We start from the raw sequence: 14,907 nt of genomic DNA on the forward strand, positions 1-14,907 counted from the left end.
AGTTTAAAAAATCAGATCAATCCACACTTTTTTTCAATACGCTGAATACTATGTATTCCCTTAGTCTTAGTAATTCTGAAAATGCGCCTAAGGCAATACTAAAACTCTCTGAATTAATGCGATATGTCATTTATGATGCAAGTAAACCCTATGTAAACATACAAGAAGAGATGGACTATTTGGAGAACTATTTTGAAATTCGAAAAATACGCTTAAGCAACAAAACAGAAATTCATTTTGAATCTAAAATAGACGAACTCTCTTATCCAGTACTTTCTTTACTTTTCATCAATTTGCTTGAAAATGCTTTTAAACATGGCGTAGAATCCATGATTAAAGGAGGTTATATTCATTGTTCAATACAGCTTCAAAAAGGTGAACTTCAATTTCATGTGAAAAATCAATATGGAAATAATGAACAAAAAAAAGAAGGAAAAGGATTAATAAATTTAAAACGAAGACTGAATTTAGCTTATACTGATGCCCATAGTTTAACTATTAAAGATGAAAATGGCATAGTTGATGTTTCACTCACAATTGACAAAACAGATGAAGTATCTCATAGTTGATGATGAACTCCCATCACAGGATGTAATTATTAATTATGCAAGGGCATTTGATTTTTTGGAACTGGCTCACCAATCTTATAAGGCCATTGATGCAATGAAGTGGCTGAAAAAAAATACTACCGACCTAATTTTTCTAGATATCAAAACACTAAAAATCACGGGGATTTCTATGCTCAAGTTGTTGAACAATAAGCCAGAAGTGATTATTTCTTCTGCCTATGATGAATATGACCTAGAAAGCTACGAACTAAATGTTGCCGACTACTTTTTAAAACCCTACAGTTTGGATCGATTCTATAGTGCGATACAGCGCGTAAAAAAGAAACAGCTCACAAAGAAAAAAGAAGAGGAAAAAGCAAACACATTTTTTATTAAAGCTGACAAAAAACATCATTAATTGAGGTTTGATGATGTTGATTATGTTGATTATGTGGAAGGTTATGGGCAGTAGTGTAAGATTCACTATCAAGGGAAAATAATCTTAACCTTGGAGCGCTTGTCTTCTATTGAAAAGTTACTTCCATTCAATGATTTTTTGCGAGTACATAAATCTTATATTGTGTCGGTATCTAAAATTCGTTCTGTGAGTGGAAATCTGATTGAATGAGCTAATGTAAAAGTTCCTATTAGTCAATCCTATCGAAAGTCTTTTAAAGAATTGATGAAGATCGAGCAATACGTTCAATAATATTCAATCTTTTCTGTTGCCCTCTCGTTTTCTATAGTATTCAGTTTGCACAAATAATTGCATTAATTTATAAGTTTTACACAAAGAATGCTATGTCATTTGTAAACGTTTAAAAGTATAAATTAGGAGTTATCACTTTGCGCTTCTTTCCATTTTTTTCTTTGTGCGCTTTGTGTGACATATGGCTAAAATTTTAATAAATAAAACTAATTGACTGGTTACAATTTTAGATAGACAAGTATTAACGAATAAGTAAATTAACGACTCCCCTTATTTGATACGCCCATAATTTTTACATTTGCGTGTTAACTTATTTAAATAAAAAAGTTGAAACAAATCAAAGCATTCTTGGATAAAATAGTTCCCATATCCGACTTAGATTGGGACTTCTTTACGTCAAAATTACAACCCCGTGTTTTCCCTAAGAAATCCGTTTTTTTAAAAGCAGGAGATATAGAAAACCACATTTCATTTATAGAATCCGGTGCTGTGCGTTTGTACATTCCTAAGGAAGACCCAGATAAAGAGATCACTTTTGGTTTTAGTTTTAAAGATGAGTTTGTGAGTGCTTACGATTCTTTCTTAACCCGAACTCCTTCAGCTTATCAATTACAAGCCCTGACAGGAACAAAGATGTTGAGTATTACGTATGCAGACTTACAGTTGGTTTACAAAAAAACGCAATTAGGTAATTTGATTGGAAGATTAACGGCTGAACGCCTTTATTTGATAAAATCCAAACGCGAACAGAACTTACTAAATCTCACTGCAGAAGAACGCTATTTAAATCTATTTAAGGAACGTCCAAAACTTTTAAAAGAAATTCCCTTAAAATATATCAGCTCTTATATCGGGGTGACTTCACAGGCTTTAAGCAGAATTAGAAAACGTTTGTAAGCCTGGTTTTATTGATTTAGGTTCATTGTTTCCCAGTTTACATCAAGGTATATTTGTAAAAAAAAAGTTATGTTGATAGTTTTATTAGTTGCTACACTATGGTATGGAGGTCTCTTTTTTCAATCCTTCTTTTTACACCGTTACGCAGCACACCAAGTCTTTACGATGTCAAAAACAATGGAACGCATCACCTTTGTGCTGACTTGGATTTTTCAAGGTCCAAGTTACTTAAGTGCTTATGGTTATGGTATTATGCACCGCATGCACCACGCTTACACCGATACTGAAAAAGACCCCCACTCCCCATCTCATGATGCGAATTTATTTGCTATGATGTGGAAAACAAAAACGATTTATCAAGACATCAATCAACAGCGTGTTGAAGTGGATCAAAAATTTACAAAAAATGTTCCCCAATGGAAAGAATTCGATCTTTTTGCAAGTTCTAGAATCTCTCGTATATTATGGGTGTCTGCTTATATTTTGTTTTTCTCATTTTTCGCCACCACTTGGTGGGAATGGTTATTATTGCCTGTTACCCTTGCAATGGCACCTATTCATGGAGTCATAATCAACTGGTTTGGTCATATTTTTGGGTATGTGAATTACAAAGTTAAAAATACGAGTAAAAATCTCTTCCCATTTGATTTTCTAATGATGGGCGAAGGCTATCATAACAATCACCATAAACACTCAAGTAGTCCCAATTTTGGTGTGAAATGGCATGAAATTGATATGACTTATTTGATCATAAGAGTCTTAGATACATTAGGGTTTATTAAACTGAAACCCATGCCTGTGAGGACTTCATAAATAATCAAAAACTAAAGCCTCCCTCCTACACTTCAGCAATACTGAGTGTAGGTTTTTTGGTTAAAATAAAGACATATTAACGGGTTATGTAACTTTTCAACCTAAATTGTGTAGTTTAATTTGGAGTCAAAGAAATCAATAGTCTATGCTTCTGGTCCATTAACTTTAATGCATTATTGATGTTGTCTCGATTTACCAAATTATTATGCCTTTAGTCCTCATTTAAGCCACACCCCAAATAAAGGAACAATAAGGAATTCTTCGCAAGAAAGTTGTTGTTGTACAACGTACACCATTATCATGATGTTTCCTGGGCCTGGTCTGCTTTTCACTTTAAGATGCCGCGTTTCTAAAAAAGATAATTTCAAAAAATACTAAAAAACCCCGAGCAAATTCATTATAAACAAGTACAAGTTTTGCTTCTTTTGAAATTATCACTTCCATAGCAAAATCTTCAAGCTCATATTTAGATAAAAATTCTATACCAGTGAGCTTTGTTATACCAAATTAAATTTATAATGTCGTATTAATTAAATTATACTAGGACGTAGCTCAGCTCAAGTTTTTTTATGGATTAAAATAATTAGCATAGCCTTAGTTACGGTAATTATTTTTAATAAAAAGCAGGCGAAAAAGAAATGATTTATTGCGACATTATAGGTTTAAATTGGTATTAGTGTACCAATTTAATGATAAACAAATAGAAAATACGAAATAGAAAAATAATCAAAAAATTCTCGTCAAGTAACTTTATAAGAAATGACTTAATTTTTTTAAAAAAAAAGCCCTAGATACTTTAAGTATATCTAGGGCAAACTCAGTTGAATTAATAAACTAAAAATATGGGGCTTACTTTCCTAACTTCAACACTACTCAGTTTGAGCTCGTCAAGTAAGCTCAGTGCAATCTATGTAAGGCTAGTTAGTCGTCTAAACAGCTTCTTGCTCGCGTTTAGACATTCTGAAAGTGTAATTAGGATAAATGGAGCGTTTAGCAAAACGGTTAACTTTATTGCTATTTACCATTTTAATATAGATCGGTTTAGTCACACCAAAATACTCGTAAGTGGTACCATCCATAAACGTGATTTCTAACACCATGCTCTTATGCTGAAAGTCGGCAATACCTGTGTTGACAGTTTGGGTGTATTGATCTGCATTGGCCTCAATAGTTTCAGGGGCAATACTGACTAAGAAATGATAACCATCAATAATTTTCCGACTTTGGATCTCAGCTTCCTCTTGTAAAGCATCTCCGTCTTGAAATTTATCTGGATGCCATTCTTTTACCAAATTGCGATATGCCTTTTTTAAAGACTTTAATTCAATCTTAGTCTCAACTCCAAAGAGCTTCTTATACTCACTTATACGCTTCATTACTCATCTTATTTAAGTCTGCAAAATTACGAGTTAATAGCGTATGAATTACATCAAGTTTCAAGTAATATTAGAAGTATTTAAAACAGTGATTTGATGGTGATTTTGCTTTTTACTTATTCAACACCACTTGCCTATTCTCACTACTCCAGAATTTAAAATTCAGAAATTTGAAATACACTTTGGTTTTGATTTTTATAAAATTTTAGACAATCCATTTGGCTTTAAAAGCCAAAAAAATTCTGATTTATTATTTAAAAGACCAAACTAAAGACAGAACCTTCCCCTTCTATACTTTTTACAATTATTCTACCTTTGTGTAGCAGCATGATTTGCTTACAGAGGCTTAAGCCAATTCCGCTTCCTGTAGCTTTACTAGTAAAGAAAGGTATAAAAATATTTTCTAAAATATCTTTTGGAATTCCAGAGCCATTATCAATAACTTTTAGAACAATTGCTCTATTCGTGTTTTGAGATGCAGATACTTTAATCTTTGCATCGTCTTTATTTTTGCAAGCGTCAACAGCATTCAAGATCAAGTTAATTAAAACTTGTTCAATAAGATGCGCATCTATATCCAATTCTAATTTTGAAGATGTGATCTTGAATTCTATTGCAATATGCTTAGCTTGTATAGAAGGCTGCATAAGTAATTGAATATTATCAAACAAATCCGAAACTCTAGTCCTTTGCAAATTAAGGTGAGTTACTTTGCTAAGACTGCGGTAGGTTTTTGCAAATTTTAAAAGGCCTTCACTTCGATTTTTAATAGTTTTTATGCCAGCACTAAGATCCTCCAATTCTAAATGCGATTCTTTGGGTTTTTCAATAGCAACTTTTAAGTTCATTTGTAAGGTGTCTGCTAATGATGAAATTGGTGTAATGGAATTCATAATTTCGTGCGTCATTACACTCAATAATTTTTTCCACGATTCCGACTCATTTTTATTTAAAGTATCGTCGATATTCTGAATTACGATGAGTTTAAATGCATCAGCTTCCACTTGAAAAACAGTATCAGAAATTAAAATTTTTATACTATCATTTTGTAAGGCTATGGAAAGTGAATCAGGTTCTCTGTGATAAGTTTCAAAAATAGTAGTAAACAATTCTGGTTTTCTGTTTTCAACAAACCGAATATTTTTAAAAGAGGGCATGTCTAATATTTCGCCAAAGGAATCGTTGCTCCAAAGCACATCACCAGATTCAAGATTATAAGCGATAATACCAATATCTACCATTTCTAAAATCTTTTGTAGATAGACGTATTGTGCTTGATTTTGAGAATTAATTTCTTTAATGGTTCTATTAATTTCATTGAACCCCGTATATAAAAACCGAATGTCTTTTGGTCCTCTATCCTCAGGAAACCATCTAGAAAAGTCACGATATTTAACAGCTTCAAAAAAATCGTCCATGGCTACAAAACGGCGTTTTACGAAGGTGTACGTATTAATAATTAAATAAAATAAACCGATGCTTATCAAAATACTATAAGCCGTTTTATCTATGTAGATGCTATACCCAAAGGCGAGTATGGTACAAACCAAAAGAAAGATTCTAAAAAATAGTTTTAAAATGTAACCGTTATAGTTCATATTTCTCTAGTCGTCTGTATAAGGCTGCTCTGGTAATGCCAAGTTCTTTAGCAGATTTAGAAACATTTCCTTTGTGTTTCTCTAATACGGTTAGAATAGCATTTTTTTCCAAATCGTCTAGGTTTAAGCTTTTACTTTCTAGACTAGGTGTGGTTGTTGGTCGCTCTATAGATGAAAACACCAAATCTTCCGCTTTTAAAATATTTCCATCAGTCATAATAATAGCACGCTCTAAAACATATTGAAGCTCCCTTACATTCCCAGGAAAGTCGTGTTTTTTTAATTTTGTAATAAATCCAGCATCAAAAGAAAATGGATTCTTATTGTATTTTTCAGCATATATGGAAATAAAATAGCGCGACAATTCCATTATATCTGTACCTCGATCTCGTAATGGTGGAACTACAATATCAACCGTATTGATTCTATAAATTAAATCCTTTCTGAACTTGCTTTCGTCAGCTAGTAATTTTGGATCACTATTGGTAGCACAAATCAATCTGATATCCAAGGGAATGGATTCATTTGATCCTAAAGGAGTAACCTGTCTATTTTGAAGCACTGTTAAAAGCTTTGCTTGCTGACTTAAACTGATATTTCCTATTTCATCTAAAAATAAAGTGCCGCCGTTAGCTGCTTCAAAGCGACCTTTTCTATCTTCTCTGGCGTCTGTAAACGCTCCTTTTTTGTAACCAAATAATTCACTTTCAAAAAGAGATGCAGTTAAGGCACCTACATCAACTTTAATAAAAGCGTTGTCTCGTCTGTGAGAATGATCGTGCAAAGCTCTAGTAATTAAATCTTTACCCGTACCATTTTCTCCAAGGACTAATACATTGGCATCTGTTGGAGCTACTTTTCTTAATTTGACATAGACGTCCTTCATAAGGATGCTATCACCAATAATTTCTACAGTGCTTGATTTAAGTTGACTCTTTTGAGTGCTTTTAGATTTCTTATGATTAAGAATTGTAGTTATAGTCTCTATGATCTTTTCATTCTTCCAAGGCTTCATTAAAAAGTCTGCAGCTCCCTCCTTTAATCCTCTTATGGCTAAATCAATTTCAGCATAGGCCGTCATTAAAATAACAGACGTTTCAGGTTTTTGTTTTCTGATCTCATTCAGCCAAAAAACACCTTCATTACCCGTATTTACTAACCCATTAAAATTCATGTCCAATATGATAATATCATAACTGACTTTATCAATTTGAGATAAAATATTATTAGGGTTCTTTTCGATAACCACCTCTTTTACGAAAGGCTTTAGAAGCAATCGCATAGCCATAAGCACATCGGCATCATCGTCTATGACTAGTATTTTTGCATTTTTTAAAACCATTATGACAATATTACGAATTTATATCTAGCTAATTAAACTTCAAAAACTAAAAGTCCAATAGGATTTGATAGTGTTCGTTTTCGGACATAACCTGTATCAAAATCGAACATATTTAGTTTCGCTTAAAATTTTAAATACTGATATACAGTACTTTACAGCTTTGGCATCATCTTCACTACTTATATAATTGAATTAAAAATTAAAAAATGGACGTACCTCTTAAAAAGAAAAAATTTTCAATCCAAAAGCTCGGGCTTATAGTTGGTGTTTTGGCCATCATCGCTTTAATACTATATGTGATTCTTCAAACTTCTGGAGGTTCCAAATTAAATGTAGAGACAGAACGGATTTCTATTCATACAGTGAATAAAGCTATTTTTCAAGAAAACATTCCTGTTAATGGTATTGTCTTGCCCATTACAACTATTTATTTAGATGCTTTAGAAGGTGGACGTGTAGAAGAGAAGTTTGTAGAAGACGGCGCGATTTTAGAACAAGGGCAACCCATCTTAAGATTATCTAATACCGATTTGGAGTTGAGCTTGATCAATCAAGAAACATCGGTTTATAATTTATTAACACAGATGCAGATTTCTCAGAATGCAGCGCGTCAAAACACCATTAATAGACAAAATCAATTTACGGATGTAGAAAACAGTTTAATTGAAGCAAAACGCGTCTATAATTTAAACAAACGCTTATACGATAATGGTGCTATTGGTAGAATGGATTACGAATCGTCTCACAATAATTTTGAATACCAAAAAGAACGTATGAAACTGGCTAAGCGTGTTTTATCTGAGGATACAATTTCTACGCAACTCGAAAACAACCAAGCAAAAAACTCTTATATCAGAACACAAAGTGCGTTAGAATTAATGCGCAAAAAAGTAGGTGATTTGGTGGTGCGTGCCCCTATTGATGGTCAGTTGACATCGCTTGATGCAGAAATAGGCCAATCTATAACTAAAGGCACTCGGCTTGGACAAGTAGATGTAACCAGTGGATACAAAGTAAGAGTGGATATAGATGAACATTATATCTCTAGGATTTACAATGGCCAAACCGGAACATTCACATTGAATAATAAGAACTACACGTTAACCATTAAAAAAGTTTTTACTCAGGTTACCAATGGTCGTTTTCAGGTCGATATGAAGTTTGAAGGAGATGTACCAAAAGGCATTAGAAGAGGACAGAATCTACAGATTCGGGTAGCATTGAGCGCGGAGAAAGAAGCTTTACTCGTTTCTAAAGGCGGATTCTTTCAAAAAACAGGAGGCAATTGGATTTTTAAAATTAGTGAAGAAGGTTCTACTGCTTACAAAGTTAATATTAGACTAGGAAGCCAGAACACCGAATATTACGAGGTACTTGAAGGTTTAAATCCTGGAGATAAAGTGGTGACTTCAAGTTATGATTCCTTTGGAGATACAGAGGAGTTGATTTTGAAATAAAGTTTTTTAGAAGTGAGAAAATAGAGATGAGAATATCGAATACAGAAGTTGGAATAAAGAAATGAGTGGTGAGCGGTGAGAAAATCAAATATTGAATACAGAAGTTAGAATATTGAAATGAGTGGTGAGCGGTGAGAAAATCAAATATTGAATACAGAAGTTAGAATATTGAAATGAGTGGTAAGTGGTGATTGGTGATTGGTGAGTGGTGAGTGGTGAGTGGTGAGTGGTGAGTGGTGAGTGGTGAGTGGTGAGTGGTGAGTGGTGAGAAAAATACAATTACAGAATAAGGTAAATGCAAAATTGAATACTAATTATAATAAAAATTAACAGATTCCTGCTTTCGCTGGGATCATAAAAAAAGAAGTAAATGATACAAATTAAAGATTTAGAAAAGTATTATAAAACAGAAGAAGTGCAAACAATAGCTCTAAACAAATTGTCTTTTGGAGTGAAAGAAGGTGAATTTGTAGCCATTATGGGACCTTCTGGTTGCGGTAAATCAACATTACTAAACATTCTTGGACTATTAGATGATCCCAATAGCGGAAGCTTTTTATTTAATGGTGTGGAAGTAGCCGGTTACAATGAGAGGAAGCGCTCGGAACTGCGTAAGCACAATATCGGTTTTGTGTTTCAGAGTTTTAACCTCATCGATGAACTTACGGTTTTTGAAAATGTGGAATTGCCCTTAATTTATACCGGTGTAAAAACAGCTGAACGCAAAAAACAAGTGGAAGCAGTTCTAGAAAAAATGGGAATTATGCACCGTCGCAATCACTTTCCACAGCAATTATCTGGAGGTCAACAACAACGTGTTGCTGTGGCCCGAGCTGTAGTCAATAAACCGAAATTAATTTTGGCAGATGAACCTACAGGTAACTTAGATAGCACCAATGGGAACGAAGTGATGGATTTACTGATAGACCTCAACGAAGCTGGCACGACCATTATTATGGTAACACACAGTGAACATGATGCTAAATACAGTCACCGCATCATTAGAATGCTAGACGGACAGAAAGTGACGGAGAATATATTGGCATAAATCGACTTTCATCAATCAATCAGGCGGAAAACACTTCAGTATGAAATCAATCAATTAACCAACTGTACTGAAGTATTGAAGCCAAATTAATCAGATGCTGAATTCGAGGATGCAACGGAGTTAAACAAGTTCAGTACAAAGCGAACAGTAATCCTTAGAAATTATGCTTAAAAATCACCTTAAAATATCTTTTCGAAATCTGTGGAAAAACAAATTGCTTTCTACACTTAACCTGTTGGGTTTAAGTATAGGGATTGGTAGTGTATTAACTCTTATTTTTTCTGTATATGCGTATTATGATGCGGATGCTAATATTGAGGACCAAGAGAATATCTTTTTTTTAAAAACATATACTACAGGTGGAGATTCGTACACAGAAACTCCATATCTACTCCTAAATGAAATCATTAAATCTTCCCCAGAAGTAGTCGCAGGTTCTCACTTACAGAACTGGAGCGAACTTTGGCTGGAATATGGTGAATTGGAATTTCAAGAACAAACTAATTATGTGGAGCCAGCGTTTTTTGATGTTTTCTCTTTAGCCTTAAAACATGGTAATCGCAAAACAGCTTTAGATAAAAAGTATTCTGTTGTCCTTACCCATAAAGTGAGTGAGAAAATATTTGGAAAAACCAATCCTGTTGGAGAAATCCTAAAAGCAAATGACAGCTTAAATCTCACAATTACCGGAGTTTTAGAACCTATTAGTCCGTATTCTGCTTTTCGGATAGGTGTGGTGATGCCTGCTCAACTTTTAGAAAGTTATCCCAGTTTTAAGGCCCGTTCGGATTGGGGAGATAGCTTTAGTATGAATTATTTAAAATTAAGACCAAATACAGATATTGGAGCCTTTGAAAGCCGTGTGGAAGACTTGGTTCAAAAAAACTATTCCGATCCAACTATAATTGCAGCCATAAAAGCTTTGCCTTTTGCAGACATTAGAATAGAAAGTATTCCTGTGGTAGAAACTATTATTAATGGGTGTATAGCCGCATCGGTTTTTATATTACTCATTGTTCTGATTAACCTTCTCAATCTAAATGCATCAACAATGTATCGCCGGACTAAAGATATAGCGGTACGGAAAATATTAGGGGGTAGTAAAAAAGATATTATCATTCAGTTTTGCATGGAGAATGGCATATTGGTCTTTGCATCTATCTCCATTTCAGCACTTCTTTTTCTAGGCTTTTTATTGCCTAAATTAAATTCAATTTATGGTGCCGACTTTGGTAAGATTTCCTTTTCAATAGAAAAAGATTATCCCGTGATTTTATTTGTTATGGCATTGGGGCTTCTAGTAACTTTAATAGTAGGCATACTTCCCACTTTACGGTTTATCTACATACCTATTTCAAAAGGAATTAAGGGAAAGATAAATGCTATTAAAAGTAATTTTCTTGTTCGAAATTCTTTTATAGTTCTGCAATTTAGTATTGCGATTCTATTTATCTGTATCGCTATTATCTTGAATAGTCAAATTGGTTTTATGAAAAATGCTCCTTTGGGTTTTAGCAGGGAGAATGTTCTAGTAGGTAACATCAATCTAGAGTTCAAAAATGAAGAAACCGCTTCGTCAAATTTTAATGCCTTATTAGACAAACTCGAAGCCAATTCTTATGTAAAAAATGTTTCGGTAAGCGATGGCATTCCTTCCGATTATAATTTTAATTACACGCAGTTGTATGATCCTGAAACAGATAATGAAGTTAGAATGCGTTACGCAAGATCAGATCAAGACTACCTCAAGACCTTCGAAATTCCATTGGTAATGGGACGAGATTTTGATAAAAACCTAGATCAAGCTGATGATTACCCAGTACTGATTAATAGAACAGCAATGAAAGCTTTAGGATGGGATGCTATTGAAGGCAAACAATTGAAAGCAAAAGGAAGCACCTCATCTAGTTATCCAATTGTGGGAGTTATGGAAGATTTTCACTTTCAAGATATGCAAAATGCAGTAGAACCCCTAGTCCATTTTTATCGTGATAAAAAGGATTTAGCCTACCCTCACTTTCTTTCCGTAAAGGTAGAGGTCGGACATGAAAAGACAGTAGAAGAACTTATCGTAAACGGATTTGGCACTATTGAATCTCGAAGAACCTATGAACAAGAATTTTTAACTGATAAAGTCAGTGCGCAATACCGCTTAATTGAAGGCATGTTGAAAACCGTAAATGTAGTAGCACTCTTAACCATCTTTATTTCGTGTTTAGGCATGTTTGGATTGATTTCTTTTATGGCCAAAAGACGTGTGAAAGAAATAGGCATTAGAAAAGTTTTAGGTTCTGGAGTGTTAAAGATTATCATCTTACTTTCTAAAGATTACATCCTTCTTGTAGGCATAGCGGCAATTTTAGCTATTCCTATAGCTTGGTATGTAATGAACGCGTGGTTATCTGGTTTTGCTCATAGCATTACTATTCAATGGTGGATGTTCGCAATAGGTGGGCTAATGGCCTTGCTCATTACATCCTTTACGGTAGGCCTCCAAGCTGTGAAATCAGCGATAGCGAATCCAACCAAGAGTTTAAAAACAGATTAATGAGTAGTTTCTAAAGGGTAGTGATTAGTGGTGAGTGAAGAAAGAATATATAAAAACCTTTGCGACCCTGACGATGGTTAGGTTTGCCAGATATATTTTTTAAATGGTACAGCAATTAACAAGCAACTAACGAATAATAACCAAAAAAGATGTTTAAAAATTATTTTAAAATAGCCTTTAGAAATCTTATTAAAAATAAGGTGTATTCCTTTATCAATATTTCTGGTTTAGCCATAGGCATGGCAGCGACCATCTTAATTGGCCTATGGATTGCAGATGAGCTTAATTTTAATAACCATTATGAAAATAAGGACAGTATTGCCCAGATTTATCAAAGTCAAACGACTAATGATAATATTAGCACTGGCCCTTCAATTCCAAGACCCTTAGAATTTGCCCTACGTGAAAATTACAATGCTAATTTTAAGCATATTGTTATGGCATCTTGGGAGCAATCACGGTACCTGAAATTTGGAGAAACCAACATTTACAAATCTGGAAATGCCATGCAAGAAGCTGCGCCAGACATGCTGGGTTTAGATATTATTGCAGGTCTTAAAAATGGTCTAAAAGAGAAAAATTCAATCATGCTAGCTGAATCTGCAGCCAATACTTTATTTGGAAATAAAACTGCACTAGGAAAAATCATAAAAGTTAACAGCGAAGACGACTTAATGGTCACTGCCATTTACAGAGATATTCCAGCAAATAATTCATTTAGCGAAATGAAGTATATCATCCCTTGGAAACATTATGTAACCACACAAGAATGGTTAAAATGGTCCAAAGATAATTGGGGGAATAATTCATTTCAACTTTTTGTTCAAATTAATGAAAACACATCTATGGATGTTGTAACCTCAAAAATTAGTGATATTAAGAAAGATGCAGATCCTGAGTTGGTTCAATATAACCCACAATTATTTTTATTTCCAATGGAAGAGTGGCATTTAAGAAGTGATTTTGAAAATGGAATTCAAAGTGGAGGGCGCATAGAAAACGTCTGGTTATTTGGAGTTATAGGTGTATTTATTTTGCTATTAGCGTGTATCAACTTTGTGAATTTAAGTACAGCACGTTCAGAAAAACGAGCAACTGAAGTTGGCATCAGAAAATCGATTGGTTCTCAACGGAGTCAGCTTGTTTTACAGTTTCTAAGTGAATCCTTTTTAATTGTTTTACTATCGTTTATTGGTGCACTTGGTCTGGTCTTATTATTCTTAAATGGATTTAATCATCTGGCTAGTAAATCGATCGCTTTTCCGTGGGCAAATAGTCAGTTCTGGTTAATTTCATTACTCTTTGTAATTATCACGTCAATTTTAGCAGGTAGTTACCCGGCGTTATACTTATCGTCTTTCAACCCAGTCGAAGTTTTAAAAGGCACATTTAAAGCAGGACGCTATTCCGCGTTACCTCGAAAAGTTTTAGTTGTGACTCAGTTTACCGTTTCTGTTGCTTTAATTATTGGAACGCTTGTGGTGATGAATCAGATTCAATTCAGTAAGGATAGACCAGTTGGTTATGATAAGGAAGGCTTAATTCAAATTCCCGTAATGAGTAGTGAATTTGTTGGAAAACAAGATATGTTGCGCGAACAATTTATTGCTTCAGGTGGTGCTGCAGAGATGGCTGGTACAAGCGGGCCAATGACCAATGTCTGGTCCAATCAGTCTGGCTTCACCTGGGATGATAAACCTGCGGGTTTACAAGAAGATTTTGCACATACTAGAGTGTCTTATGAATTTACGGAAACATTGGGTTTAAAGATTCTTGAAGGACGTGGATTTTCAAGAGAATTCGCTTCAGATTCAAATGCAGTTTTGATTAATGAAACCGCAGTAAAATATATGGGACTTATAGATCCTATCGGAAAGTATATCAGAGATTCGGATATCAAAAATCCAAATCCACCTTTGGAAATTGTTGGTGTTGTGGAAGATATGATCATACAATCGCCTTACAATCCTGTAAAACAAGCTTTGTATATTTTTGATAGTTATAATAATGTAGCTTTTTACAACCTTAGACTGAATCCAGAAAAAAGTACTAGCGAAAACTTAGCACTTATTGAAGGGGTCTTTAAAAGAAATTTCCCAAACACCCCGTTCTATTATCAGTTTGTAGATGAAGAATATGGTGCGAAATTTAAATCTGAAGAACGTATCGCCAGTTTAGCAAGCGTATTTACAGCTTTAGCTATTTTTATTAGTTGTCTAGGTCTTTTCGGATTGGCATCCTTCGTTGCTGAACAAAGAACAAAAGAGATCGGTGTTAGAAAAGTATTAGGAGCCTCTATTAGCCAGCTGTGGTTGTTACTCTCCAAAGATTTCATTACGCTTGTCGTTATTGCCTTATTGATTGCGTCTCCATTGGCCTATTATATTATGGGAGAGTGGTTGCAAAAGTTCAACTATAGAACACCTGTCGGTTGGGATGTGTTTGCAATTACCTGTTTTGGCGCATTAATCATCACTTTAATTACTGTAAGCTTTCAAGCTATCAAAGCAGCGACCTCTAATCCTGTAAAATCATTACGAACAGAATAAAACGATGAGTGGTGAGTGGTGA

General features: G+C 34.2%; 12 protein-coding genes. 9 read left to right on the forward strand and 3 right to left on the reverse strand.

Features of this window, described 5'->3' with window-relative positions:
• The 5 genes from CXF67_RS14945 to CXF67_RS14965 form a co-directional block, all read left to right on the forward strand.
• A partial coding sequence (locus tag CXF67_RS14945; protein ID WP_145990483.1) for a sensor histidine kinase occupies positions 1-569 on the forward strand: 569 nt, incomplete at its 5' end.
• Positions 550-966 carry a LytR/AlgR family response regulator transcription factor gene (locus CXF67_RS14950; RefSeq protein WP_180957985.1) on the forward strand — a complete coding sequence of 139 codons (417 nt, stop codon included), beginning with the start codon at positions 550-552 and terminating at the stop codon, positions 964-966. The genes CXF67_RS14945 and CXF67_RS14950, both read left to right, overlap by 20 nt.
• 60 nt (positions 967-1,026) lie before the next feature.
• Positions 1,027-1,176 carry a LytTR family transcriptional regulator DNA-binding domain-containing protein gene (locus tag CXF67_RS19240; protein WP_102089473.1) on the forward strand — a complete coding sequence of 50 codons (150 nt, stop codon included), beginning with the start codon at positions 1,027-1,029 and terminating at the stop codon, positions 1,174-1,176.
• Between the two features lie 408 nt (positions 1,177-1,584).
• Positions 1,585-2,154 (forward strand): Crp/Fnr family transcriptional regulator, encoded by a 570-nt coding sequence (locus CXF67_RS14960; protein ID WP_102089474.1) that lies wholly within the window; start codon positions 1,585-1,587, stop codon positions 2,152-2,154.
• A 69-nt stretch (positions 2,155-2,223) separates the two neighbouring features.
• Positions 2,224-2,967 (forward strand): acyl-CoA desaturase, encoded by a 744-nt coding sequence (locus CXF67_RS14965; RefSeq protein ID WP_102089475.1) that lies wholly within the window; start codon positions 2,224-2,226, stop codon positions 2,965-2,967.
• A gap of 929 nt (positions 2,968-3,896) precedes the next feature.
• Here the strand turns inward: CXF67_RS14965 and CXF67_RS14970 are convergent.
• The 3 genes from CXF67_RS14970 to CXF67_RS14980 form a co-directional block, all read right to left on the reverse strand.
• Positions 3,897-4,343, reverse strand: coding sequence for a KTSC domain-containing protein (locus tag CXF67_RS14970; protein ID WP_102089476.1), 447 nt, complete (start codon positions 4,341-4,343; stop codon positions 3,897-3,899).
• Between the two features lie 254 nt (positions 4,344-4,597).
• Positions 4,598-5,941, reverse strand: coding sequence for a sensor histidine kinase (locus CXF67_RS14975; RefSeq protein WP_102089477.1), 1,344 nt, complete (start codon positions 5,939-5,941; stop codon positions 4,598-4,600).
• Positions 5,931-7,283, reverse strand: coding sequence for a sigma-54-dependent transcriptional regulator (locus CXF67_RS14980; RefSeq protein ID WP_102089478.1), 1,353 nt, complete (start codon positions 7,281-7,283; stop codon positions 5,931-5,933). The genes CXF67_RS14975 and CXF67_RS14980 overlap by 11 nt, the downstream gene beginning before the upstream one ends.
• A 206-nt stretch (positions 7,284-7,489) precedes the next feature.
• On the opposite strand from CXF67_RS14980, the gene CXF67_RS14985 reads away from it, so the two are divergent.
• From CXF67_RS14985 to CXF67_RS15000, 4 genes are all read left to right on the forward strand, one after another.
• Positions 7,490-8,740 carry an efflux RND transporter periplasmic adaptor subunit gene (locus CXF67_RS14985; protein ID WP_102089479.1) on the forward strand — a complete coding sequence of 417 codons (1,251 nt, stop codon included), beginning with the start codon at positions 7,490-7,492 and terminating at the stop codon, positions 8,738-8,740.
• A 370-nt stretch (positions 8,741-9,110) separates the two neighbouring features.
• The gene (locus CXF67_RS14990; RefSeq protein ID WP_102089480.1) at positions 9,111-9,788 is read left to right on the forward strand and encodes an ABC transporter ATP-binding protein; all 678 of its coding nucleotides are present in this window, start codon (positions 9,111-9,113) and stop codon (positions 9,786-9,788) included.
• Positions 9,789-9,951: 163 nt separating this feature from the next.
• Positions 9,952-12,336, forward strand: a complete 2,385-nt coding sequence (locus tag CXF67_RS14995) for an ABC transporter permease (RefSeq protein ID WP_102089481.1) — start codon at positions 9,952-9,954, stop codon at positions 12,334-12,336.
• A 149-nt stretch (positions 12,337-12,485) separates the two neighbouring features.
• Complete coding sequence (locus CXF67_RS15000) at positions 12,486-14,885, forward strand: ABC transporter permease (RefSeq protein WP_102089482.1); 2,400 nt, start codon at positions 12,486-12,488, stop codon at positions 14,883-14,885.
• The last annotated feature ends 22 nt before the right edge of the window (positions 14,886-14,907 follow it).

This window comes from Psychroflexus sp. MES1-P1E (assembly GCF_002836055.1).
In the GTDB taxonomy this organism is placed as follows: Bacteria; Bacteroidota; Bacteroidia; order Flavobacteriales; family Flavobacteriaceae; genus Psychroflexus.

What these genes read in the sequence shown, in the direction of transcription:
- CXF67_RS14950 (WP_180957985.1), top strand. Translation starts at nt 550, where the DNA reads ATGAAGTATCTCATAGTTGATGATGAACTCCCATCACAGGATGTAATT.
- CXF67_RS14965 (WP_102089475.1), top strand. Translation starts at nt 2,224, where the DNA reads ATGTTGATAGTTTTATTAGTTGCTACACTATGGTATGGAGGTCTCTTT.
- CXF67_RS14970 (WP_102089476.1), bottom strand. Translation starts at nt 4,343, where the DNA reads ATGAAGCGTATAAGTGAGTATAAGAAGCTCTTTGGAGTTGAGACTAAG.
- CXF67_RS14975 (WP_102089477.1), bottom strand. Translation starts at nt 5,941, where the DNA reads ATGAACTATAACGGTTACATTTTAAAACTATTTTTTAGAATCTTTCTT.
- CXF67_RS14980 (WP_102089478.1), bottom strand. Translation starts at nt 7,283, where the DNA reads ATGGTTTTAAAAAATGCAAAAATACTAGTCATAGACGATGATGCCGAT.
- CXF67_RS14985 (WP_102089479.1), top strand. Translation starts at nt 7,490, where the DNA reads ATGGACGTACCTCTTAAAAAGAAAAAATTTTCAATCCAAAAGCTCGGG.
- CXF67_RS14990 (WP_102089480.1), top strand. Translation starts at nt 9,111, where the DNA reads ATGATACAAATTAAAGATTTAGAAAAGTATTATAAAACAGAAGAAGTG.
- CXF67_RS14995 (WP_102089481.1), top strand. Translation starts at nt 9,952, where the DNA reads ATGCTTAAAAATCACCTTAAAATATCTTTTCGAAATCTGTGGAAAAAC.
- CXF67_RS15000 (WP_102089482.1), top strand. Translation starts at nt 12,486, where the DNA reads ATGTTTAAAAATTATTTTAAAATAGCCTTTAGAAATCTTATTAAAAAT.